Here is a 20,235-nt window from a genome sequence, read left to right as displayed (position 1 = left end):
ATGCAGCAACCTAACCTTCAAGATCTGGCAGACATGCCGGGAGCTGGCGTAGCACAAACCGAGCTTATGCGCCTTGGTTTCTGGGATGAGTTGCGAGGCGGCGATGCGCGGAAGTGGCAGGTTTCCGTTACCGGTTATGTCGAGGAGACGCGCACCTATGAAGTCTCTGCACATAGCGCTGAAGAAGCCATGGAGAAGGCAGAGGAAGCGGCAACCAAGGATTTCGATGATGAGGACAGCATTGAAGCTGAGGATGCAGAGCTAATCCAAGAAGCCCAATAACCACTCTTCTCAATCAATAAGCACAAGCCCCAGGCCGAATATCAGGCCCAACCATGGAGGCAACCATGTAACAGCAAGGGCAAATATACCCCAGCGCCAGACCCTAAGCCGGGGACGCCCCTCTAAGCGCTTCACGAAGCGTTTTGATGGACGGTTGAAAATGGAGATTGAGTTGACACACGAAGCAGCAACAGCAAAGCCGCAATTAGTACTTGATGCGATGGCTGCTCGCTATGGAATGGCACCGGATGCATTTAAGGCCGTTGTCTTAAAAACCTGCATGCCTGATTGCCATGTAAACATCGAACAGCTTGAAGCTTTCTTGGTGGTGGCGAGCGAGTACCAGCTAAACCCTCTCACCAGAGAGATTTATGCGCAAAACACACCTAATGGCATTCAACCAACGGTTACAGTTGATGGCTGGGCTACCCTAATCAACTCCAACCCTGCCTTCGATGGCATGAGCTTTAAAGACCATTTAGGCGACAATGGCGAGCTGATATCGATCACCTGCATCATGTACAGGAAAGATCGAAATCACCCGGTTGAAGTCACTGAATATCTGGAAGAGTGCCAAGACGCTTCTGAAACATGGCAGAAATGGCCGCGCCGTAGGTTGCGCCACAAGGCCATGATTCAAGCTGGCCGCTATGCCTTCAGCCTCTCCGGTATCTATGACCCAGATGAAATTGAGCGCATCAATCAGGTGCAGCAGAAAGAGAGCAAAAGCACCTTCCGCGAACGCATCGCAAACAGGGCAGATAATGCCGACGAAAAAGCCGAAGGCTTCACTTCAGCTCAGGAAACCATGGCAGGCGACATTGAGGCCTTGAAGCAGGAGAGTGAAAGCGATGCACATCAGCAGCAAGTTGAAGGGCGAGAAGCGGATGAATCGGCTTGTGAAGCGCAGACACATTCAAATTCGGAGGGGACACAGGCGCTACCTGAAGAAGGATCAAATGTGGAAGAAGAGCCAGCTCGGGAGGGCGACAGCAGTAACGGACAGGCTGCTGAAGCAGAAGGCTGCATTCTTGACCATGTACGAGCCGTTCTAGACAGCAATCCAGAGCCTGAGGCTGTTGGTGCGTTACGTCAAAAATGCGCCACCATTGAAAAACCGGAGACAAAAGAAGCGGCGCACAAGATGTTTATTGAATTCGCCAAGAATACAGCAAAGGAAGCAACATGAGCAGCCCAAACCTTACACCACTTGAAAACATTGCTGCAGCTATAGATCCAACAATATGGGGTCTGCCTTTTGAATTCACCACACACCGCCGCCAAATATCCCTTGAGAAGGCGCGGGCTGTTCTGGAAGTGATCAAACAGGAGGCTGGCGACTTTGACGATACTGGATACGACGTTGCAGATATCCAAACGGAATACATAGACCAATACAATAGCTCATCCTACCTCGCGAACGCTGAGGAAGTGTTCAACGCGATTGTTGATGCAATGGCATCGTACACCAACAAAGAACCTACTGCATCTCCTCAGTTTCAAGTGGAGGCAGCGTAATGGACGTGAGAGAGTTAACTTTCAAGGGCAGCAACGAAGTACAGCTTTATGCCTGCGGCAAGTGTGGGCGCGTGCATTCTCCCGGCATTTTTGCATGCCGGAGCGACTTAGCCCACGCAGAGGCTCAGCGTTTTGCGGGGGAGTGCTGCAAACCCAAAGTATGTGTCTGCGGCGTTGAGCTTCCGGTTAACGCTGGCTATACGGCCTGCGAGAAATGCCGAGAAAAGAACCGAGTGCAGAAGGCTCAAAACATTGCACCGGATGATTATAACGGCTCCGTCTACCCCGACTCCAATTCTGGTGATTGGGGCGAAGGTTACTTCTCTGAGCTAAGTATAGTGAAAGAACACTGCCACGGTCACGACGAGATAGAGCCTGCTTATGTATTCACCTGCCATGAGCAACCGCTCCGGCTGGACGCTGAAAATATCCTCGAAAACGCTACCTCCGATATGCACGAAGACGCGCACGAGGAAGTAGTCGACGCAGATGAGGTTCATAAGTTTGTCAAGCAGTGGAACTCAAAGCAAACATGCCGTTCGTTTTACCCCAACTGGACACAAGTAATCATCTTGGACAAAGCACGCTTTGACGCCCTACTCAACGCAGACAGGTCTGAGGCTGCGTGATGCCTATCAAGTACCAAGTCAATTGGGGCAGCATTGAGCGCGTGAACATCACGAAAGAAACTGAGAAATGCGTGTTTATTGATGGTCGACGCTTCATGAAGAATAGTCACCACATGTCCTTTTACGACACATGGGAAGAAGCTCACGCCGATCTGCTGGCAGATGCTGAGCAGCGTTTGAAACGCGCCCGCACCCAACTCAAGCAGGCCCAAGGCCACTACGGCAACATCAAGGGAATGAAGAAGGAGGCAATATGAGTTTTCGCATCATCTCACAGCAGAGCGAATACGCCGAATGCTTCGAAGCTCCACGCAAGGATAAGAAATACCTGGCATGGCTTCACGAGTTGCCATGTGTGGTTACAGGCCGCGAAGGTGAAGGCATTCATGCCGCACATCTGCGCGCCGGAAACCTTGCATATGGCAAGCCGCAATCAGGCGGGCAACAAAAGCCAGATGACTATTGGTGCCTGCCCCTTTGGCACGTTGAGCACATGCAGCACCAGCACTCCATGAATGAAGAGGATTATTGGTCACTGCGCGGGATAGATCCGCACGCGCTTTGCTGTGCCTTGCGCATGGCCTACCCCAACACCGACAAAGCTCGCGTGATTATCAAGCACGCACGACACACTAGAAAAGCAGCATAGGAGAAAACACCATGGCAAATGCAGGTGGAGTTGCAGCCGACCAACTTAGAGCTTTCATCGAACGCATTGAGCGTTTGGAAGAAGAGAAGAAGGTCATCGCAGACGATATCAAGGACGTTTACGCCGAATCCAAAGGGAATGGATTTGACGTGAAGGTGATGCGCAAACTCGTTTCACTGCGCAAACGCAAACCGCATGAGCGGGAAGAAGAAGAGGCAATTCTTGACCTCTATCTCCACGCTCTCGGCATGGCTGGACCAGTGATGGAAGACGCATAGCTTCAACGAAACACATTTAGGCCTGTGCCGTCTCAGGCACGGGCCACCGCAATCGAGAGAGGAATGGGAATATGAGCATGGCCAACCGTTGCGAGGACTGCAAGCATTGTAGCTACGAGTATGACTCTGAAGACCATTACATCACAGCAGAATGGTTTGAGTGTCATGCACGCAAGGGGATTGAAAACCTGCGTTCATTTCCATTCAAAAACACGAGCTGCAAGCAGTTCGTTTCGAAACAATCCATTTAAGGCCGGTAGGTGAAGCATGATGACGAATGGTGAATACGTCGGGTTTCTTGATAAATTTCTCTCCCGTCAGCGGGATGATACGGCGGTTTGGGCTGTAAAAAACTTGCCTGACAGAACAACCACACGCCAGATCCACGACCTAAACCACTTCATTGATAAGCTTGTGTATGATGCAACTGAGATGGCTTTCCGCATTGGTGCCAAGGCTCAAAAGGCACGCCAGACTTTTGACGAGAGCTACGAGCTTGGTAAGCGCGACGGCTATGAGCAGGCCGTGCAAGACATTGATAAGGCAACTGGTGGAGATGGTGAATACGTCGCAATTTTGGGTGATGATCCCGAAGGACGCAACTGCCCAGATCCAGAAACGATGCAGGCGAAAATTATCGCACGGTTTGAACAGTCCCAATAGGCATTGAGGTAAACCAATGGAACAGATCAAACTAAATGAAGAGGCTTGGGAAGCCGCGAGGAAAGCCGCCTACCCTCATACCACTCCTGATTTTAAAGCATGGGGAGGTGAAGTAATGGTTGAACTTGAGCGAGAGGAGCTCATTGACCCTATCGAAGCCTATCTTTCTCACCCTTCAGCTCTACGTTCAATCATAGAGCAGAGTGTGAAGCCGCTGGAATGGAATGATAATGCTGCGCAGGCTGCGAGCGGTACTGAATATCAGATTTACCGGTATGACAAATCTTGGGCTTGCGCATCTATGGAACCCGAAGAGCAAGAGTGGGCACATCTAGCCTTCACAGGTAGTGAAACAGAAGCAAAAGATGCTTGCCAAGATTACGAGACTGAGCAAATCCTGAAGCTATTCAACTTAGGGGGAGAGGATGCAGAGCAACACGCTGCCTAAAATCTTATCAGAAGGCAAGAAGCCTGAAGAATGGGTTGAGATGTTTGCTGCGCAGGGCATCGAAATTTCTGAGCGCAAGCTTCGCTCTGAGGCTCGCCGCATTGGCGCCTTTTGCACCCTCGGCAAGGCCATGCTTATTAAACCGCAACATATTGATAAAATCTTTGAGGAATCCAAATGCCACTATCTCTCTACAGGAAAGGCACAAAGTGGTGGGTCCGTGGAAGATGTGACGGCATCGACAGTTACCTCGATAGAAGCCTCAAAACATCTGATGAAACGGTCGCAAGAGCGAAGCTCGCGGAAATCGAACGCAAGGCGCGGCAACGTGCAGTGCTTGGCGACGACGCGCCAACAGCAGCAGATGAGCTAAGCTTCTCCGCTGCCTGCGTTGCTTACCCTTCAAAGCCTGCCGATGCTGGCTATCTTCTCAAGGTGATCCCTCACCTTGGGGAGAAGAGAGTTAAGGATATCAAGCCGAAAGAAGTCCGCGAACTTGGTAAGGTAATCTATCCGCACGCATCTTCCGATACATGGCGGCGCCAAGTGGTAACGCCAGTGAGCGCGGTTATCAACCATGCGCACCATGAACACGGCACTCCACCAATTAGAGTGAAGGCCTACACCTCAGACGAACGCGCAGAGCAAGACGAGATCCGGGGCAAGAAAAGCAGGCAACGAAAGACCCCAGGTTCTTGGGAGTGGATTGATAAGTTCAGAGAGCACGCAAACCCATACGCGGGAGCTCTGGCCTTATTCATGTTCACCACCGGGTCAAGAATTACACAGGCCGTTGAAATGGTGCCGGATGATCTGGACTTAATGAGCCGCAGAGTATTTCTACCATCCGCTAAAGGGCATGAAGCGCAGTGGGTAAACATCACAACAGAGGTGGTTGTCACTCTCGCCAATCTCCCACCGCGAAACGGGAGAGTATTCGGCTACGCCAGCCGTCACAGCGTTTATAAGCACTGGCAGACAGTCTGCAAGGAAGCTGGAATTAAGTACATCGCGCCACATGCTGCCGGTCGCCATGGCTTTGGAACTGAGACAGTAGTGAGGCAGGGTATCAACGTAGTTGACGCGGCTGAAGCAGGGCGCTGGTCAAGCCCCAGAGTTCTACTCGACAGCTATGCACATTCTGAAGACGGTTCACGAAAAGTTCTCGATGCGTTCTCTCGTGACAATGCAACCAAATCCGCAAAAGCCAAACAACAGTAACGCGGACTACTGCATAACTAATTGAAATTGTTGGTAGAAATAAAAATAGCGCTCACCCTTAGCAGGGGAGCGCCTTCGACCACTCGGCCACGTGTCCATGAGCGGGTAGATACCACGAACCACCTGAAATTCAAGAGCAAGTAGCAACTGTAGCTGTGGAAATAGAAAATACCCTGTGTAGAAACTACAAAAGTCCCAATCTCACCCCCAATTTCCCATCAATACGAATTTCTGGATGCGCACTTTACAAAATTCTGAAACAGGCGTAGGTTTTCAATCAAACGATTGATTGAAAATAGGTGCCATCATGACAAACTCCCCCACCCCAAATGAACTGCGTGAAATTCTGGCATCTGACACCCCATCGGCCAAAACAAAACGCGACCTTATTGAATCTGCGCTCTACCACTTCGGTCATGAGGGATATGCCGGCACGTCCACGCGCTCTATCGCGCAAACAGCGAAGGCCAACATTGCTTCCATTGCCTATCACTTCGATGGCAAGGCCGGGTTGAAGCGGGCATGCATCAACTTCATTGCCATGTCGATTGGCGATGTGATGTCCGTTGTGCTGAACCGAAAGCTCTCTGACATCGAGCATCTGTCGCCTGAAGACGCACGCACTAAGATTCTGGAGATGATCGACCGCATGATCACCTTCACCCAAACAAACAAGCGCGCTGAACTGGTGATTGGTTTTATGCTCAAGGAGGTGTTGCACTCACCAGAGGAAGTGGACACACTGTACCACTTGATCTTTGAGCCGCTGATGGACCGTGTCACCGTGCTCTTCAGCCGCGCAACTGGCCAGCCTGTCGCCTCTGATGAACTGAAGCTCGCAATCTTCGCCATGATCGGCCAGTTGCTTTACATCCGTCTGGCCCGTCCGCTGGTGCTCAAGCGCATGGGCTGGCAAGACGTCGGCCCGGATGAGCTGGCACAGATCAAATCTATCCTCCATCGCTCAATCAACGCCTTGCTGGATGATCTGTCGAAAGGCTCGAACCATGCTTAATGTCTGCGCCCTTCCTGTTGTGGCAAGTTGGCTTGCCTTTTGCGCGCCGGAACCAAACCTGACCGCTGGTTATGTTGAAGGCGAGTACCTCAAGCTGGCGCCAGTGGAGCTCTCCGAAATTACTGATGTGCAGGTCGAAGAAGGAGAACGGGTCAAGAAAGGCCAGCTCATTGCCATATTGGAATCCTCCGATGCCAATATGAAGCTGGCTGAAGCCAAGGCTCAACTGCAACAGACACTTGCCTCACTCAATGACCTTAAGCTTGGCAAGCGCCCTGAGGAGATCGACGTTTTAAACGCCACCCTGCGCTCAGCACAGGCACAGGCCAAACATTCGCAAAACGTCTACGACAGATATCAGGGTCTACTCGGGCGTAAAGTCATCTCTCAGGCACAGTTTGATGAAGCAGAGACCGCCCTGCTCGTTGCGCAAGCCCGCATAACAGAGCTGCAAGCCCAGCTCTCCGTTGCCAAACTGCCAGCACGTGAAGATCAGATCGCTGCCGCCGAGAGCCAATATGAGATGGCAAAGGCGAAAGTTGATCTGGCCGAGTGGTTGCTGGAGAAGCGAAAGATCTATGCACCTGAAGATGCCAAGGTCACAGACGTGTTCCTACACTCTGGTGAAATGGCAGGCCCAACAGCGCCAGTTGCCAGCCTGTTGCCCGTCAATTCCATCAAGCTTCATTTCTTCGTGCCCGAAGAGCAATACACCCAGCTGGAAGTTGGTACCCGGTTCAACGCCAGATGCTCCGGCTGCGCCACCCTGCAAGCCTTGCAGATCACCCACATTGCAGAAGGCCCGGAATTCACCCCACCAGTCATCTACTCCTTAGAGACACGCGAGAAGCTGGTTTATGAGGTGCAGGCAAAGCCAATCACGAAGCATTCTCCGTTGAGACCCGGTCAGATTTTTGACGTTGATCTGGACAGCTTGCAATGAACGCAATTGAAGTCAAAGGCCTGACCAAACGCTTTGGCGACAAGCTGGTCGTCAACAATGTCTCGCTCAAAGTCAAACCGGGTGAGATTGTCGGCTTCCTTGGTCCCAATGGCTCAGGCAAAACCACCAGCATCCGGATGATGTGTGGGCTCCTGAAGCCAGACGAAGGCAACGGACAGGTGCTTGGGTATGATCTGATCAAGGACCGTCTGCTGATCAAAAGCCAGGTCGGCTACATGACGCAGAAATTCTCGTTCTACGAAGACCTCACCATAGAAGAGAACCTGAGCTTCGTCGCACGGCTTTACAACCTCAAACCAGTGAAGCAGCACACCACCGCAACACTGGAAAAGCTCGGCCTGCTTTCCCGCCGCAACCAGTTAGCAGGCGAACTGTCAGGTGGTTGGAAACAGCGCCTCGCTCTGGCAGCCTGCACCATGCACAAACCGAAACTCCTGCTGTTGGATGAACCCACCGCAGGTGTAGACCCAAAGGCCCGTCGCGATTTTTGGGAGGAGATCCACCGCCTTGCAGCTGACGGCATGACCGTTCTTGTCTCCACCCATTACATGGATGAGGCCGAGCGCTGTCATCGCATCACTTACATCTCATATGGCGAACTTTTAGCCGACGGCTCCCTGCATGATGTCATCGCAGATGCAGGACTGTACACATACACACTCACCGGCCCCAACCTTGAACGCTTCATTCCTCAGCTTCAGGAAAACAAAGGCGTGCAGCAGGTCGCACCGTTCGGCAACTCATTGCACGTGACAGGAACAGACCTTCAGGCATTGAAACGCGCGCTCAAACCACTGGAGCAACACGAAGACATCCAGATAGAACAATCAGAAACCAATCTGGAGGATGTCTTCATCAAGTTCATGAGTGACGGCACGGACAATATGCAATGAGCAGAGTATTCTCCCTTCAGCGGCTCTTTGCCATGCTCATCAAAGAGTTCATCCAGATGCGCCGCGACCGTATCACCTTCGCCATGATGCTCGGTATTCCCCTGCTTCAGCTCGTGCTGTTTGGCTACGCCATCAACAATGACCCGCGCGGTCTCCCCACGGCTCTGGTTGCCATGGCAAATGACCCATACTCACGCGCAGCCGTCACAGCCCTCGAGAACTCTCAGTACTTCAAGTTCACTGATGTGAATGTCTCACCGTCAGAAGCCCGCAGCCTGCTCCGGCGCGGCAAAGTCACGTTTGTGGTGACGTTCCCAAGCAATTTCGCCAAGCAGGCAGAAGCAGGAACGCCCAACGCACTGATTGAAGCAGACGCCACAGACCCGGCAGCGTCCGGCGCAGCAGTCGCCTCTGCCCCGGCAATCATCGAAAAAGCCGTTGCATCCATCAAACAAAAGAATCCAAGCCTGAAGCAGGATCTTTTGAAGTCCAGTACCATCATTCATCGCAAATACAATCCGGAAGGCATCACCCAGTACAACATCGTCCCCGGCCTGCTGGGCGTCATTCTTCAGCTGACGCTGGTGATGATGACTAGCATCGCACTGACGCGAGAAACAGAACGTGGCACCATGGAAAACCTTCTGGCCATGCCCGCGTCCCCTTTCGAGATCATGTGCGGCAAAGTCCTGCCCTATCTGGGCGTGGGGGCGGTTCAGGTCGCCGTAGTGTTGAGTGCAGGCCGCCTGCTCTTCAACATCCCGTTTGAAGGCGGGCTGCTGTTGCTTATCGGCGCCATACTGGTTTTTGTGCTGACATTGGTGTTGCTGGGTTACTTCATTTCAACAGTCGCCCGCACACAAATGCAGGCCATGCAGATGACGTTCTTCTTCTTCCTGCCATCCCTACTGCTCTCCGGCTTCATGTTCCCCTACGCGGGCATGCCGGAATGGGCGCAAATGCTGGGCGAGATCTTCCCGCTCACTCACTTCCTGCGCGTTGTACGTGCGATCTTGCTGAAAGGCGCGGAATGGAGCGAGGTATCTGCAAGCGTTTACACCCTCTTCCTGTTCGTCGGCCTGCTCCTGATGCTGGCCTTGAAGAGGTTCAAGCGGACACTGGACTAACAACTGCCCGCAAGAAAAGAGGCGCCGTTTTCGCGGCGCCTCTTTCAACTCTTTTAGCTGGCCTCAAAGGCCTCAGCGCTTTGAGAGACACTCGCCTCTTCAGCTCCATTCGAGACAAGATTGGCCATCAGGCGGAAAGCCCCCGGCACCAGCTTCTCCATCTGGTGATGCAGGATAAGCGAGGTGTGGATGTGTTGCCCCTGTCCAAAGTCACCCGCAAGCAAAATGCCCTGGTGAGGTGCTTCATCGGGGTCCGCCATCTCCAGCAGCGGTTCATAGGCAACATCCCAGCTCTTCGCAAAATAGAGCCCGCGCTCCTTGTGCCAGTTCGCCCAATCGCTCTTGCCAATCTCGTTAGGCTTGTTGAGCAAAACATGCTGCGGGTTCAGATAACGCACCTCGGCGTTCTCATCAGTCACCCGCCAACGCAAGCTCGGCGATCCAATCTCAAGCGGTTGAAGCGGAAGCTTCTCTGCATCCCAGCGATCCCATGGACGGTGATAGAGTGTAATCAGGCGCCCGCCTGCTTTCACCCACGCATGAATATCCTCAATCACATCATGCAGGTCCTGTCGGCTACGGAATGCAAAGATGCCGACAACGAGGCAATCCAGCCCTTGCAGCCGCTTGGCACTCAACTCACCAACAGGCGAATCAACCAGTTCAACGCCAATGTCACCAAGCCATTTGGCAACACGGTCATTACCGCTCCCGACATAACCAACACGCTTTGCATCAAGACGCGCCTCAACCACACAGATCCGAACCGTCGCCGGAGTAACCCGAACACGCTGGCTCACATGCGGATAAGACACAACATGAACGGTGTAAGCCTGCTCGCCCCCCTGCAGGATCGGCAACTCATAAAGCCCTTTGGCAACATCATCTGGCAGAGCAATCTGGAAAACACCATCGTCAAACTGTGCCGTCCATCCTTCTGGCACATCAAGGCTCAAGCCCTCGGCATTCCCACCCACCGGAATGCTCAAGGACCGTTTTTCCAGCGTGTTGTTGAGCACGAAGCCCGTGTCATCCAATGTGACCACATGAGAAGGAAGCACAATTGGCTCCACCTCAAACGGCAGCCGCGTTTCAACCGCCACACCATGAGAAGTAAACTGAAGCTTTGCACAGGGCGCCTGAACCGCATCTGGACAATAAACAGCAGGATACGGATCACTGGTGTCTGCTTCAGACCCAACTTGGACGCAGCCGTCTTGCTGCACCCAGCCCTTCGGCAGATCCAGCTCAAAGCTCACGGCTTCACGGTTACACTCAAACGCAACCTCGACGCTCTCACCACGCTTCAGCTGGTCTTGAGACAACCGCATTGAAGCAACAATGCCCTCTGCCAGCTCAAGCACTTTGGCAAGCTGCAATTCCTTGCGCTCCAGACGGTGTAGCACTTCATCACGGGCTGCTTCAGGGCACTCCTCCATCGCTTTACGCAACAACTTCAGCGCCTGGGCTGCAGCCGCGCCAATCATCGCACGGTTCGGGAAGGCCTCAATTGCATCCAGACAATGATCATGCGCCTTGTCCAGCAATTCTGAAAGTGTTGGGGCTCCTGCAAAGGAGCCAAGCTCGGATAGGTCTTTCGGAAGATTGTCGGATAAAGACAGCTCTTCTGTTCCAACCGTGCTTTCCGCCAGATGCAGCGACCAGACATTGCTTTTGTCATAAGCCTGCCAGCGCCCCATGCCTTGCGTTCTATGGAATGCACGGGACTGCTCACCAATCTGAGCCCAGCTCCAGCCAGTCACTTCCTCCTCACCATTGCCATCAAATTCAAGCGTGGCTGGCGGCGGTGGAACTTCATCATCATACGCCCCACCCGCGCCAGACCACGCAGGCAGGTAGAGCTTCTTGACGGTCCAGCATGGCAGATCAACATCAGGAAACTCAGGATCAGCTGCCGCTTTCATCACCTCAAACGCAGCCTGTGTCATAGCGCGGTGGTGACCATGCTGGCCGGGAATATTCAGAAAAGTTGGACTAATGATGTCTGGCCGCTCTTGGCGGATGATTTCAACAAACCGCTTCAGCGTGCGTTGATGCCCCCACTTGCCAAGCGTCTCAACACCGCTCTTTGAAAATCCGAAGTCAAAAACGCTGTCCTCAGCATTTTCTGAGAGCCAGTACATGCGCATGTTCAGCACATCACAGGCTTTTTCCATTTCTGCGGTGCGCAATACACCAAGGTTCTCGGTCGCCTCAGTGCCAATATCATTCTGCCCGCCCTCACCGCGGTTGGCGCAGGCATAAGACAAGGCAATGCCATCGCGAAGACCAATAGCTGCCAGCATCTCAGAAATCTCATCATCCGGATGAGCTCCCGTATTCATAAAGGAAACCGTTGACTTGAGCGGCTGCAGCGCCCGCCAAAGGTTCACCATCCGCACACTTTGTTTGTGCTCGGCAATACGTTCTTGTTCTGAAAGTGGCATCGTGTCCCCTCAGGCTACCTTCGAAATACTTGGAATATAGGTGTCGTGTATAATCAGCGCTGCCGCTCCAAGAGCCGCAGTCATCCAACCAGACGCTCCACGCACCACACGCGGCAAAGTCCGGTCAGCGCGAACGGAAACCGTCGCATCAATCAGGTCCAGTTGAGCAATCAACCGCTCAAGCAGCTCCGGCGGCATGGCGCCACCCAGAATAACGGCCTCCGGATCAAACAGGTTCTCAAGCGTTCCAATGGCCTGCGCCAACGGGTCAGCCGCTTCACGGATCCACTCATCCAGATCAGGATCATTCACGGCCAGCAGATCAGAAAGGTCCTTCTGGCTCTCGGCAGACTTGCCGCGCTTTTGCAAAAACTCACTGGCCGCCATACGGCTGGTGTAGGTTTCAAGGCACCCACGATTGCCGCAGGAGCAAAGCCGCCCGCCCCGCTCCACAACAACGTGACCCAGCTCTCCCGCGTTGCCAAACGCACCGCGCAGGATCTCGCCATTGGAGATCACGCCAAGCCCCAGACCAGTGCCAAAATAAACAAAACAGAAGGATTGCAGATCCGTAGCAGAGCCAGTTGTCTGCTCTGCAATCGCTGCCGCCGTCGCATCATTTTCCACGCGCACAGGCACCTGAAGCACATCTTCAAACAGCACCTGCGGGTCTTTATCGTCCCAGCCAACCAGCTCGGCCTTCCCCGCTCCGGTCAATCCCACACGGCCAAACGGACCTGGCATAACGATTCCCGCACCCAAAACAGGCGGTGCGTTCTTGCCAATGGATGAAAGAGCCTCATCGCAGGCCGCCTTAACGGTTGGCAAAACCACAGCGGGCTCACTGCTCTCGATATGTATGCGCTTGGTGTAAAGCGTATCGCCAAGAAAATTCACCAGCGCGCACAAGATCGCGTTGGGGCGAACCTCCACCCCCAGCGCAACAGCACCCGCCGGATTTAAAGTGTACTGCACCGCAGGCAAACCACGCCCTTTTGTTTGCCGCTCACCCGCAAGAATCAGAGCTTCGCTCTCCAATTCAGCTATAATGTTACTCATTGCCTGTGTGGACAAACCGGTCAGGCGCGCAAGTTCTGCTCGCCCCAGTTTGCCATGAGAACGTAAGTGCCCGAGAACGACTTTCCTATTGTGAAGTCGAGTTCTTTCGGCGTTGGAGCCAATGATTTTAAGTGGTGTTTTTCGATGCATATCTATCCATTAAATCAAAACACTTGAATACTCAACTCAATTGAATTAAATCTGTTCAGCATTGTGAAATATTAAGAGAAGAACATTTCTTTTCGCAATTTATCAAAAGAAGCCGGGGCGAGGAATAGAGGGCAGCTCCGACTTTAGGACTTAGGAGAGGGTCTTATGAAGCAGTTGAAAAAGTGGATGCTGGGGGCAACCACCGCGGCTTGCGCAATGTATGCAGCAGGCAGCGCACAAGCAGTTGAAATTGAGTACTGGCAATATTTCTTTGAGCCACGTGTGAAAGCAATGGAAACCCTGATCGAAAACTTCGAGAAGGAAAACCCGGACATCACCGTGAAAATGACCCACTTCCCGTATGCGGATTACCGTACGAAAGTGGCAGCAGCGATCCCTGCAGGTCAGGGCCCGGATGTGGTACAGCTGTTTTATGGCTGGTTGAACGACTACGTAAACGCACAACTCATTCAGCCACTTCCAAACGACGTTTTCCCGCCAGCTGAAATTGAGGCTGAGTTCTTCCCAATGGTTCAGGCCATGAAGCGCGGCGATCAGTACATGGCCCTGCCAACTGCAGTGCGCTCGCTGGCTCTGTTCTACAACAAGCGCCTGTTCGACAAAGCTGGCATCGATGGCCCGCCAAAGACGCTGGGCGAACTGGTTGAAACCGCAAAGAAACTCACCCAGAAAGACGGCGCAGGCAACCTGTCCACCGTTGGCATCACCACAGGCATGAACGCACAGGACCACCACTGGTTCCGCGAAGTGCTTATCCGCCAGTTCGGCGGCGATCCATACATGGATAACTACAAGAAAGTGAACTACAACACAGATGCCGGTAAAGCCGCTCTGAAGTACTACTCCGATCTTGAGTTCACTCACAAAGTAACCGCAGCAGGCTTCATGGATGAGCCACAGGCAGCCTTTAAAGCAGGCCGCGCAGGCATGCACATCGACGGCTCCTTCCGCATCGGCGCACTCAACAAGGTGCGCGGCCTCAAGTGGGGCGTTGCAGAGCTGCCAGCCGCAGCTGATGGCACCCATTCCAACTACTCGTCTTATTGGGTGAACGGCATCACGTCCAAAGCCACCGATGAGAAGTACGATGCAGCCGTCAAGTTCATGAAGTACGTCACCTCCGATGAGGCCATGCAAGTCTGGCTCGACACCGTTGGCGAACTTCCTGCAAAACCATCTGCAGCGATGACAGAAGCCAATGCCAACCACGAAGTCTACGGCCCATTCATCAAAGGCCTCGGCTATGCGAAGACAACAATCTTCGCCAACGAAAGTGGTCAGCGTCAGGCTCTGATGGACATGGTTGGACGGATGCGTCTTCAAGATCAGTCTGTAGATGACTCTCTTGCTCAGGCAGCAGACGAAGAGCAGAAGATCCTCGACGACTACTACAACTAAGCATCACGCGACAGTCTATCAAAACATATGTGTGTGGGGGCTCCACCTTACCCCCACACCATCAAGACAGCATGTAGGGCAAAGGTTCTTTAAGCAGAGCCATAAAACACCTTAAAACAAATAGTTAAAGCAGTCTCATGACTCATACTCTGAGCAAACTGCTGCAATTCCGGCTATAACCAGGGGGCGGTTTTGGGGATTTATAAGAGGCTCTCGATCTCGCAAAAGCAGATCGTCTGGGCGTGGGGGCTACTTGCCATCCCAATCGTTTTTTATGTAGTCGTGCGCTTCTATCCAACAGCGAACGCTATTCTGCTCTCTTTTCAGGAATGGAACCTGCTCGGCTCCCGCAATTGGACCGGGTTCGACAATTATGTAAAGCTGTTCAGTGACCCCACATTCTGGAAAGTGTTCGGCAACACCTTCCTCTATTTGATTTTGGGAACACCAAGCTCTCTGCTCCTTGCCTTCGTGATCGCGTTCCATCTCGACAAACTACGCTTCATGCATGGCACGATCCGGGCATTGTACTTCCTGCCATTCATGACCAGCGCGGTCGCAATGGCGTGGGTCTGGCGCTGGTTCTACCAGCCGGTTCCAATCGGCGTCTTCAATAACACGCTGGCCACTTTCGGTATCCCGCAAATCCCGTTCCTGAACTCAACCACCTTTGCACTGCCATCCATTCTGGCACCGGCCATCTGGGCAGGACTGGGCTTTCAGGTCATCATCTTCATGGCTGGTCTGCGCGCTATTCCGCAAACCTATTATGAGGCAGCCCGCATTGATGGCATCTCTGCGTGGGAAACGCTGACCGAGATCACCATTCCGCTTCTCAAGCCAACCATCGTCTTTCTGGTTGTCTTCTCCTCCATTGGCTTCCTGCGCATCTTCGATCAGGTCTTCAACATGACCACGAATGATCCCGGCGGCCCGCTCAACTCCACCAAGCCGTTGGTTCTGATGATCTATGACACGGCCTTCAACTCTTTTGACATGGGGTATGCGGCGGCACAAACAGTTGTTCTGTTCACCGTTTTGCTTGTCGTCAGCCTGCTGCAATTGCGCGTCATGAGGGATAAGTAATATGGCTTTCTCAGATACTCTGGACACAAGCAAAAAGACCTCGGCCCTGCGCAATTCTGCCCGCAGAAAACGCAGTCAGGCGCAGTTCATCCGTTGGCTCCTGCTGTTTGCAGGTGGCATCGCCATGATCATGCCAATCGTCTTCATGCTGTCCACGTCCTTCAAATACCCGTTTGAAGTCTACAACCTGAACCTCATCCCGGAAGAACCAACAATCGAGAACTACACCTACGTTCTTGAAGACGGGCGCTTCTTCGGCTGGTTCACCAACTCTTTGTTCATCGCAACCATCACAACCATCTGTAACGTGCTGTTTGACAGCCTCGTCGGTTACGTCCTGTGCAAGTACACCTTCCCGGGCCGTTACATCATCTTCATCGCCATCCTGTCGACCCTGATGATCCCGACCGAAATGCTGGTTATTCCGTGGTACCTGATGAGCTCTGCATTCGGCTGGCTCGACACTTACTGGGGCATCATGTTCCCAGGTCTTATGACAGCCTTTGGCACCTTCCTCATGAAGCAGTTCTTTGAAACTGTACCAGACGACTTTCTGGAAGCCGCGCGCATTGATGGCCTCAACGAACTACAGATCTGGTGGACAGTGGCCATGCCGCTGGTGCGCCCTGCTCTGGCAGCGCTGGCAATCTTCGTCTTCCTTGGCAACTGGACAGCCTTCATCTGGCCTCTCATCGTCACCAACAGTCAGGAAATGTACACCCTGCCCGTTGGCCTCACCACCTTCTCCGTAGAAGCGCAGGTGGAGTGGGAACTGATCATGACAGGTGCAGCAATTTCAACCATCCCGACCCTGATCGTATTCCTGGTGTTCCAGCGCTACATCATTCGCGGCGTAGTAATGGCAGGGCTTAAAGGATGATCGACAGCTCCAAGTTCCCCCATCCTGTCTACAAAGACACAGTGCTTGCACCGCTTTTTGAAGGCGTGAAAGCACACCATGTCGCCTCGATCACCCAGATCAATCAGGCCCATCTGGTGATGCTGTGCGAGACTGGCATTGTGCCAGTTGAAACCGGCAAGCAAATCGCCAAGGCACTCCTTGAGATCGAGAAGGATCTGGCAGACGCTGATCCGGAATACACGGGCGAATACGAGGACTACTTCTTCCTCGTTGAAGCTGAGCTAAAAAAGCGGCTCGGCCCAGACATCGCTGGCATGCTGCACACAGCCCGCTCGCGCAATGACATGGACCACACCGTCTTCAAGCTGGCGCTGGCAAAACGCTGTGATGCCCTCACCCAGCAGGCTCTGCATCTGTGTGATGTGCTCATCAAGAAAGCCGAGATCGAAAAGGAAACGCTGATTGTTGCCTACACCCACGGGCAACCGGCACAGCCATCCACCTTTGGCCATTACCTGTCCGCCGCACTGGAAGTGCTACTGCGTGATCTGGAACGGCTGAATCTGGCACGAGCCGGCATTGACCACTGCCCAATGGGCGCAGCAGCCATCACCACCTCTGGCTTTCCGATCAATCGGGAGCGTATGGCGCAGCTGCTTGGCTTCAGCGAACCGCTGCTCAACTCCTATGGCTGTATTGCCTCCGTAGATTACGTGACTGGCCTCTACTCGGCCATGAAGCTCATGTTCCTGCATCTGGGCCGCGTCATTCAGGACATGCAGTTCTGGAGCGCATTCGAAGTTGGACAGCTCTACGTGCCAAACAGCCTGGTGCAGATCTCTTCCATCATGCCGCAAAAACGCAATCCGGTGCCAATCGAACACCTGCGCCATCTGGCATCCATCACCGTTGGCCGCTGCGATGCAATCGTCGGCACCATGCACAACACCCCGTTCACCGATATGAACGACAGTGAGGGGGAAGTGCAGCAGGCAGGGTATGCAGCCTTTGAAAGCGGCAGCCGCGTGCTGGATCTTTTTGCAGCACTCATCGCCGCAAGCTCAATCAACGAAGCACGCGTCGCAAAGAACACGGACGCCTCCTGCATCACCATCACAGAGCTGGCAGATACGCTGGTGCGTGAGGAAGGTCTGTCTTTCCGTCAGGCTCATGAGATTGCAGCAGACACAGCCAAAGTAGTGATCGCAGAGCAAAAGCCACTGCGTGACGGCTTTGACCCATTTGGCAAGGCCTTTGAGGCACATGCTCAAAAGGTATCCAGCATGAGCGAAGACCAGTTCATGCATGCTGTCAGTGCCGAAAATTTCGTTGCTATTCGCACCCGTCCCGGCGGGCCGGCTCCAAGTGCGTTGGATGCTGCTTTGGAAACTTACAAGCAGTCAGCCAAAGCCTTGAGAGCCAAAAACAAATCATTTGCAGATCAAAGCGTGCAGGCCACCTTAGTGCGCAGCGCTGCTTTTGCAAAACTAGTGCAGGAGTGATCGATTGACCACCGTATCCCTAAACAATCTCGTTAAGTCCTACGGGGACACTCAGGTCCTGCATGGCATCAATCTGGACATTCAGTCTGGTGAGTTCGTTGTTCTGGTTGGCCCGTCCGGCTGCGGCAAGTCCACCACCCTGCGCATGATCGCAGGGTTGGAGGAAATTTCCGCAGGCGACATCCGCATCGGCGGTGATGTGGTCAACGACATGGAGCCCAAAGAGCGCAACATCGCTATGGTCTTCCAGAACTATGCGATCTACCCTCATATGACGGTGCGCAAAAACATCGGCTTCGGACTGCGCACCTCCAAACTCTCCAAGGACGAGAAGGACGCGCGTATCAATGAAGTCTCCGGTATTCTGGAACTGACAGACCTGCTAGACAGAAAACCGAACCAGCTTTCAGGCGGCCAGCGCCAGCGCGTCGCCATTGGCCGCGCCATGGTGCGTGATCCAGCTGCCTTCCTGTTTGACGAACCTCTGTCCAATCTGGACGCGCAGCTGCGCACTCAGATGCGATTGGAGATCAAAAAACTCCATCAGCGGGTTGGCAACACCATCATCTTCGTGACCCACGATCAGGTCGAGGCCATGACAATGGCAGACCGTATCGTGATCATGAAAGACGGTCACATCCAGCAGGTCGGCACACCGTTCGAAGTGTTCTACGAGCCAGCAAACATCTTTGTGGCTCAATTCATCGGTGCCCCTTCCATGAACATGCTGAATGGCATTGTGAAGGGAGAAACGATCGCTCTGGACAATGGCACCTCAGTTCCAGTTCCAACCACCAAGCTCAGTGAAAATCAGCAGGTCGCCGTTGGCCTGCGCCCGGATGCCCTGCTGGTTCAGGAAGGCGAAGGCCTCTTTTCCGGCGAAGTGTCCGTGATCGAACCACTCGGCACAGACACCCTCGCCTACGTGAAAGTGGGCGAAAAGGAAGTCATCGCCAAAGCCTCTGGCAGAACACCACCTGCCGTTGGCGACACAGTCAACCTGCATGCAGCACCTGAAGCCATTCACTTGTTTGATGCGCACACCGGGGAGGCCATCCGGTGACCTCAAAACAAACCGATGGGGCAATCGTCTGTGCGGGACGGGTTTATTGCGACCTCATCTTTACTGGGCTCACCGAACTGCCAAGACTAGGCGAAGAAACCTACGCCGAAGAACTGGCCGTTGAACCCGGAGGCGGCGGTTTCATCACCGCTGCCAACCTTTCCGCATTGGGCCACAAAACGACCCTTCTGGCATCCATGCCCGGCGGCCCGTTCGGCTCTGCGATTTTAGACAAGATGCAGCGCAGCGGCGTTGACCTGAGCCTGTCGCCCTTTAACACCGCAAACGGTGCTCAGGTAACAGCCGTCATCGGCTGTCAGGAAGACCGCGCCTTCCTGACAAAGCGCAATGGGACCGCAGTACCAAGAGACATGCTGAAGGCGTTCAGCACATCAAAAGCCAGACACCTGCACATCGGTGAACTGGCAACACTGCAGGAACTCCCGGAACTGCTGGAGATCGCCAAGGCCGCAGGCATGACGGTCTCTCTGGATTGCTCATGGGATCAGAACTGCCTCCTCAATGGAGAGGTTCAGGACCTCATCGCACAGGTGGACCTTTTCCTGCCGAACGAGATGGAAGCTGAGCATCTGGGCTACCTGAAAGAGCCAGCCAACTGCCCGACACTCACAGTTGTGAAAAAAGGCAAGGCAGGTGCAACCGCCATCACTAAGGACGGCGAGATCACCGTTGCCGCAGACCCCGTCCCTGTTGTCGACACAACTGGCGCCGGAGATGCCTTCAACGCTGGCTTCCTGAGCTCATGGCTCCGCGGAGCAGACATCGAGACCTGTTTGCAAGATGGCAACAAGTGCGGTGCAGCAGCCGTTATGCGCGTCGGCGGCGCACCTTAAATCAAACAAAAAGGGTCACACACGCTGTGGCCCTTATCCCCCTTAGCTCTTCCTTTTATCCCCGCTTTCACCTTCCCTCAACCTCACTTGCAGTCGCAGCACATAT

At 53.6% G+C, this 20,235-nt stretch carries 23 protein-coding genes; 20 read left to right on the top strand and 3 right to left on the bottom strand.

Going from position 1 to position 20,235, the window contains the following annotated elements; genetic code table 11:
* The 9 genes from PsAD5_RS00575 (at position 1) to PsAD5_RS00530 (ending at position 4,467) form a co-directional block, all read left to right on the top strand.
* Positions 1 to 282: a hypothetical protein gene (locus tag PsAD5_RS00575; RefSeq protein ID WP_063290678.1), complete on the top strand. Its 282-nt coding sequence runs from the start codon at positions 1 to 3 to the stop codon at positions 280 to 282.
* Positions 283 to 454: 172 nt separating this feature from the next.
* Positions 455 to 1,471, top strand: coding sequence for a recombinase RecT (locus tag PsAD5_RS00570; RefSeq protein WP_193778120.1), 1,017 nt, complete (start codon positions 455 to 457; stop codon positions 1,469 to 1,471).
* A complete protein-coding gene (locus tag PsAD5_RS00565) occupies positions 1,468 to 1,800 on the top strand; it encodes a hypothetical protein (protein WP_063290676.1) in 333 nt (110 codons plus the stop codon). The genes PsAD5_RS00570 and PsAD5_RS00565 overlap by 4 nt, the downstream gene beginning before the upstream one ends.
* Positions 1,800 to 2,429 carry a hypothetical protein gene (locus PsAD5_RS00560; RefSeq protein WP_063290675.1) on the top strand — a complete coding sequence of 210 codons (630 nt, stop codon included), beginning with the start codon at positions 1,800 to 1,802 and terminating at the stop codon, positions 2,427 to 2,429. Before PsAD5_RS00565 ends, PsAD5_RS00560 begins: the two co-directional genes overlap by 1 nt.
* A complete protein-coding gene (locus PsAD5_RS00555) occupies positions 2,429 to 2,686 on the top strand; it encodes a hypothetical protein (protein ID WP_057464319.1) in 258 nt (85 codons plus the stop codon). The genes PsAD5_RS00560 and PsAD5_RS00555 overlap by 1 nt, the downstream gene beginning before the upstream one ends.
* Positions 2,683 to 3,078, top strand: coding sequence for a hypothetical protein (locus PsAD5_RS00550; protein ID WP_057464318.1), 396 nt, complete (start codon positions 2,683 to 2,685; stop codon positions 3,076 to 3,078). The genes PsAD5_RS00555 and PsAD5_RS00550 overlap by 4 nt, the downstream gene beginning before the upstream one ends.
* An 11-nt stretch (positions 3,079 to 3,089) precedes the next feature.
* Complete coding sequence (locus PsAD5_RS00545) at positions 3,090 to 3,356, top strand: DUF2312 domain-containing protein (RefSeq protein WP_057464317.1); 267 nt, start codon at positions 3,090 to 3,092, stop codon at positions 3,354 to 3,356.
* Positions 3,357 to 3,626: 270 nt separating this feature from the next.
* Entirely contained in the window at positions 3,627 to 4,019 is a 393-nt protein-coding gene (locus tag PsAD5_RS00535; protein WP_063290674.1) for a hypothetical protein, read from the top strand.
* A gap of 16 nt (positions 4,020 to 4,035) precedes the next feature.
* Positions 4,036 to 4,467 (top strand): hypothetical protein, encoded by a 432-nt coding sequence (locus PsAD5_RS00530; protein WP_063290673.1) that lies wholly within the window; start codon positions 4,036 to 4,038, stop codon positions 4,465 to 4,467.
* 7 nt (positions 4,468 to 4,474) lie between these two features.
* Here PsAD5_RS00530 and PsAD5_RS27950 read toward each other — a convergent pair whose 3' ends face one another.
* The gene (locus PsAD5_RS27950) at positions 4,475 to 4,651 is read right to left on the bottom strand and encodes a hypothetical protein (protein WP_193778119.1); all 177 of its coding nucleotides are present in this window, start codon (positions 4,649 to 4,651) and stop codon (positions 4,475 to 4,477) included.
* On the opposite strand from PsAD5_RS27950, the gene PsAD5_RS00525 reads away from it, so the two are divergent.
* The 5 genes from PsAD5_RS00525 to PsAD5_RS00505 all read left to right on the top strand — a co-directional run bounded on the left by PsAD5_RS00525 (position 4,645) and on the right by PsAD5_RS00505 (position 9,687).
* Entirely contained in the window at positions 4,645 to 5,688 is a 1,044-nt protein-coding gene (locus tag PsAD5_RS00525; protein ID WP_063290672.1) for a tyrosine-type recombinase/integrase, read from the top strand. The genes PsAD5_RS27950 and PsAD5_RS00525 overlap by 7 nt on opposite strands.
* A 307-nt stretch (positions 5,689 to 5,995) precedes the next feature.
* Positions 5,996 to 6,703: a CerR family C-terminal domain-containing protein gene (locus PsAD5_RS00520; protein ID WP_063290671.1), complete on the top strand. Its 708-nt coding sequence runs from the start codon at positions 5,996 to 5,998 to the stop codon at positions 6,701 to 6,703.
* A complete protein-coding gene (locus tag PsAD5_RS00515) occupies positions 6,696 to 7,646 on the top strand; it encodes an HlyD family secretion protein (protein ID WP_063290670.1) in 951 nt (316 codons plus the stop codon). Before PsAD5_RS00520 ends, PsAD5_RS00515 begins: the two co-directional genes overlap by 8 nt.
* Complete coding sequence (locus tag PsAD5_RS00510; protein ID WP_063290669.1) at positions 7,643 to 8,560, top strand: ABC transporter ATP-binding protein; 918 nt, start codon at positions 7,643 to 7,645, stop codon at positions 8,558 to 8,560. Before PsAD5_RS00515 ends, PsAD5_RS00510 begins: the two co-directional genes overlap by 4 nt.
* Positions 8,557 to 9,687 carry an ABC transporter permease gene (locus tag PsAD5_RS00505; protein WP_063290668.1) on the top strand — a complete coding sequence of 377 codons (1,131 nt, stop codon included), beginning with the start codon at positions 8,557 to 8,559 and terminating at the stop codon, positions 9,685 to 9,687. The genes PsAD5_RS00510 and PsAD5_RS00505 overlap by 4 nt, the downstream gene beginning before the upstream one ends.
* A gap of 53 nt (positions 9,688 to 9,740) precedes the next feature.
* Here PsAD5_RS00505 and PsAD5_RS00500 read toward each other — a convergent pair whose 3' ends face one another.
* Both PsAD5_RS00500 and PsAD5_RS00495 read right to left on the bottom strand, forming a co-directional pair.
* Positions 9,741 to 12,134, bottom strand: a complete 2,394-nt coding sequence (locus PsAD5_RS00500; RefSeq protein ID WP_063290667.1) for a PIG-L family deacetylase — start codon at positions 12,132 to 12,134, stop codon at positions 9,741 to 9,743.
* A gap of 9 nt (positions 12,135 to 12,143) precedes the next feature.
* Positions 12,144 to 13,193, bottom strand: a complete 1,050-nt coding sequence (locus PsAD5_RS00495; RefSeq protein ID WP_063290666.1) for an ROK family protein — start codon at positions 13,191 to 13,193, stop codon at positions 12,144 to 12,146.
* A gap of 315 nt (positions 13,194 to 13,508) precedes the next feature.
* Between PsAD5_RS00495 and PsAD5_RS00490 the strand changes: the two genes are divergently transcribed.
* From PsAD5_RS00490 to PsAD5_RS00465, 6 genes are all read left to right on the top strand, one after another.
* Positions 13,509 to 14,762 carry an extracellular solute-binding protein gene (locus PsAD5_RS00490; protein ID WP_063290665.1) on the top strand — a complete coding sequence of 418 codons (1,254 nt, stop codon included), beginning with the start codon at positions 13,509 to 13,511 and terminating at the stop codon, positions 14,760 to 14,762.
* Positions 14,763 to 14,954: 192 nt separating this feature from the next.
* Entirely contained in the window at positions 14,955 to 15,848 is an 894-nt protein-coding gene (locus PsAD5_RS00485; protein ID WP_063289273.1) for a carbohydrate ABC transporter permease, read from the top strand.
* 1 nt (position 15,849) lies between these two features.
* The gene (locus PsAD5_RS00480) at positions 15,850 to 16,728 is read left to right on the top strand and encodes a carbohydrate ABC transporter permease (protein ID WP_063290664.1); all 879 of its coding nucleotides are present in this window, start codon (positions 15,850 to 15,852) and stop codon (positions 16,726 to 16,728) included.
* The gene (gene argH, locus PsAD5_RS00475; protein ID WP_063290663.1) at positions 16,725 to 18,212 is read left to right on the top strand and encodes an argininosuccinate lyase; all 1,488 of its coding nucleotides are present in this window, start codon (positions 16,725 to 16,727) and stop codon (positions 18,210 to 18,212) included. The genes PsAD5_RS00480 and argH overlap by 4 nt, the downstream gene beginning before the upstream one ends.
* Before the next feature lie 4 nt (positions 18,213 to 18,216).
* Positions 18,217 to 19,275 carry an ABC transporter ATP-binding protein gene (locus PsAD5_RS00470; RefSeq protein ID WP_063290662.1) on the top strand — a complete coding sequence of 353 codons (1,059 nt, stop codon included), beginning with the start codon at positions 18,217 to 18,219 and terminating at the stop codon, positions 19,273 to 19,275.
* Positions 19,272 to 20,129 carry a carbohydrate kinase family protein gene (locus PsAD5_RS00465; protein WP_063290661.1) on the top strand — a complete coding sequence of 286 codons (858 nt, stop codon included), beginning with the start codon at positions 19,272 to 19,274 and terminating at the stop codon, positions 20,127 to 20,129. The genes PsAD5_RS00470 and PsAD5_RS00465 overlap by 4 nt, the downstream gene beginning before the upstream one ends.
* Positions 20,130 to 20,235 lie beyond the last annotated feature (106 nt).

It is taken from the genome of Pseudovibrio sp. Ad5, from assembly GCF_001623095.1.
Classification (GTDB): domain Bacteria; phylum Pseudomonadota; class Alphaproteobacteria; order Rhizobiales; family Stappiaceae; genus Pseudovibrio.
Note: the sequence above shows the minus strand (reverse complement) of the source record. Positions and strands in the feature narration are given on the sequence as shown.

Excerpts from the sequence above, each read along its gene's own strand:
- PsAD5_RS00510 (WP_063290669.1), top strand. The coding sequence starts at position 7,643 with ATGAACGCAATTGAAGTCAAAGGCCTGACCAAACGCTTTGGCGACAAG.
- PsAD5_RS00520 (WP_063290671.1), top strand. The coding sequence starts at position 5,996 with ATGACAAACTCCCCCACCCCAAATGAACTGCGTGAAATTCTGGCATCT.
- PsAD5_RS00515 (WP_063290670.1), top strand. The coding sequence starts at position 6,696 with ATGCTTAATGTCTGCGCCCTTCCTGTTGTGGCAAGTTGGCTTGCCTTT.
- argH (WP_063290663.1), top strand. The coding sequence starts at position 16,725 with ATGATCGACAGCTCCAAGTTCCCCCATCCTGTCTACAAAGACACAGTG.
- PsAD5_RS00505 (WP_063290668.1), top strand. The coding sequence starts at position 8,557 with ATGAGCAGAGTATTCTCCCTTCAGCGGCTCTTTGCCATGCTCATCAAA.
- PsAD5_RS00490 (WP_063290665.1), top strand. The coding sequence starts at position 13,509 with ATGAAGCAGTTGAAAAAGTGGATGCTGGGGGCAACCACCGCGGCTTGC.
- PsAD5_RS00560 (WP_063290675.1), top strand. The coding sequence starts at position 1,800 with ATGGACGTGAGAGAGTTAACTTTCAAGGGCAGCAACGAAGTACAGCTT.
- PsAD5_RS00495 (WP_063290666.1), bottom strand. The coding sequence starts at position 13,193 with ATGAGTAACATTATAGCTGAATTGGAGAGCGAAGCTCTGATTCTTGCG.
- PsAD5_RS00500 (WP_063290667.1), bottom strand. The coding sequence starts at position 12,134 with ATGCCACTTTCAGAACAAGAACGTATTGCCGAGCACAAACAAAGTGTG.
- PsAD5_RS00480 (WP_063290664.1), top strand. The coding sequence starts at position 15,850 with ATGGCTTTCTCAGATACTCTGGACACAAGCAAAAAGACCTCGGCCCTG.
- PsAD5_RS00575 (WP_063290678.1), top strand. The coding sequence starts at position 1 with ATGCAGCAACCTAACCTTCAAGATCTGGCAGACATGCCGGGAGCTGGC.
- PsAD5_RS00565 (WP_063290676.1), top strand. The coding sequence starts at position 1,468 with ATGAGCAGCCCAAACCTTACACCACTTGAAAACATTGCTGCAGCTATA.
- PsAD5_RS00525 (WP_063290672.1), top strand. The coding sequence starts at position 4,645 with ATGCCACTATCTCTCTACAGGAAAGGCACAAAGTGGTGGGTCCGTGGA.
- PsAD5_RS00545 (WP_057464317.1), top strand. The coding sequence starts at position 3,090 with ATGGCAAATGCAGGTGGAGTTGCAGCCGACCAACTTAGAGCTTTCATC.
- PsAD5_RS00550 (WP_057464318.1), top strand. The coding sequence starts at position 2,683 with ATGAGTTTTCGCATCATCTCACAGCAGAGCGAATACGCCGAATGCTTC.
- PsAD5_RS00535 (WP_063290674.1), top strand. The coding sequence starts at position 3,627 with ATGACGAATGGTGAATACGTCGGGTTTCTTGATAAATTTCTCTCCCGT.
- PsAD5_RS00530 (WP_063290673.1), top strand. The coding sequence starts at position 4,036 with ATGGAACAGATCAAACTAAATGAAGAGGCTTGGGAAGCCGCGAGGAAA.
- PsAD5_RS00555 (WP_057464319.1), top strand. The coding sequence starts at position 2,429 with ATGCCTATCAAGTACCAAGTCAATTGGGGCAGCATTGAGCGCGTGAAC.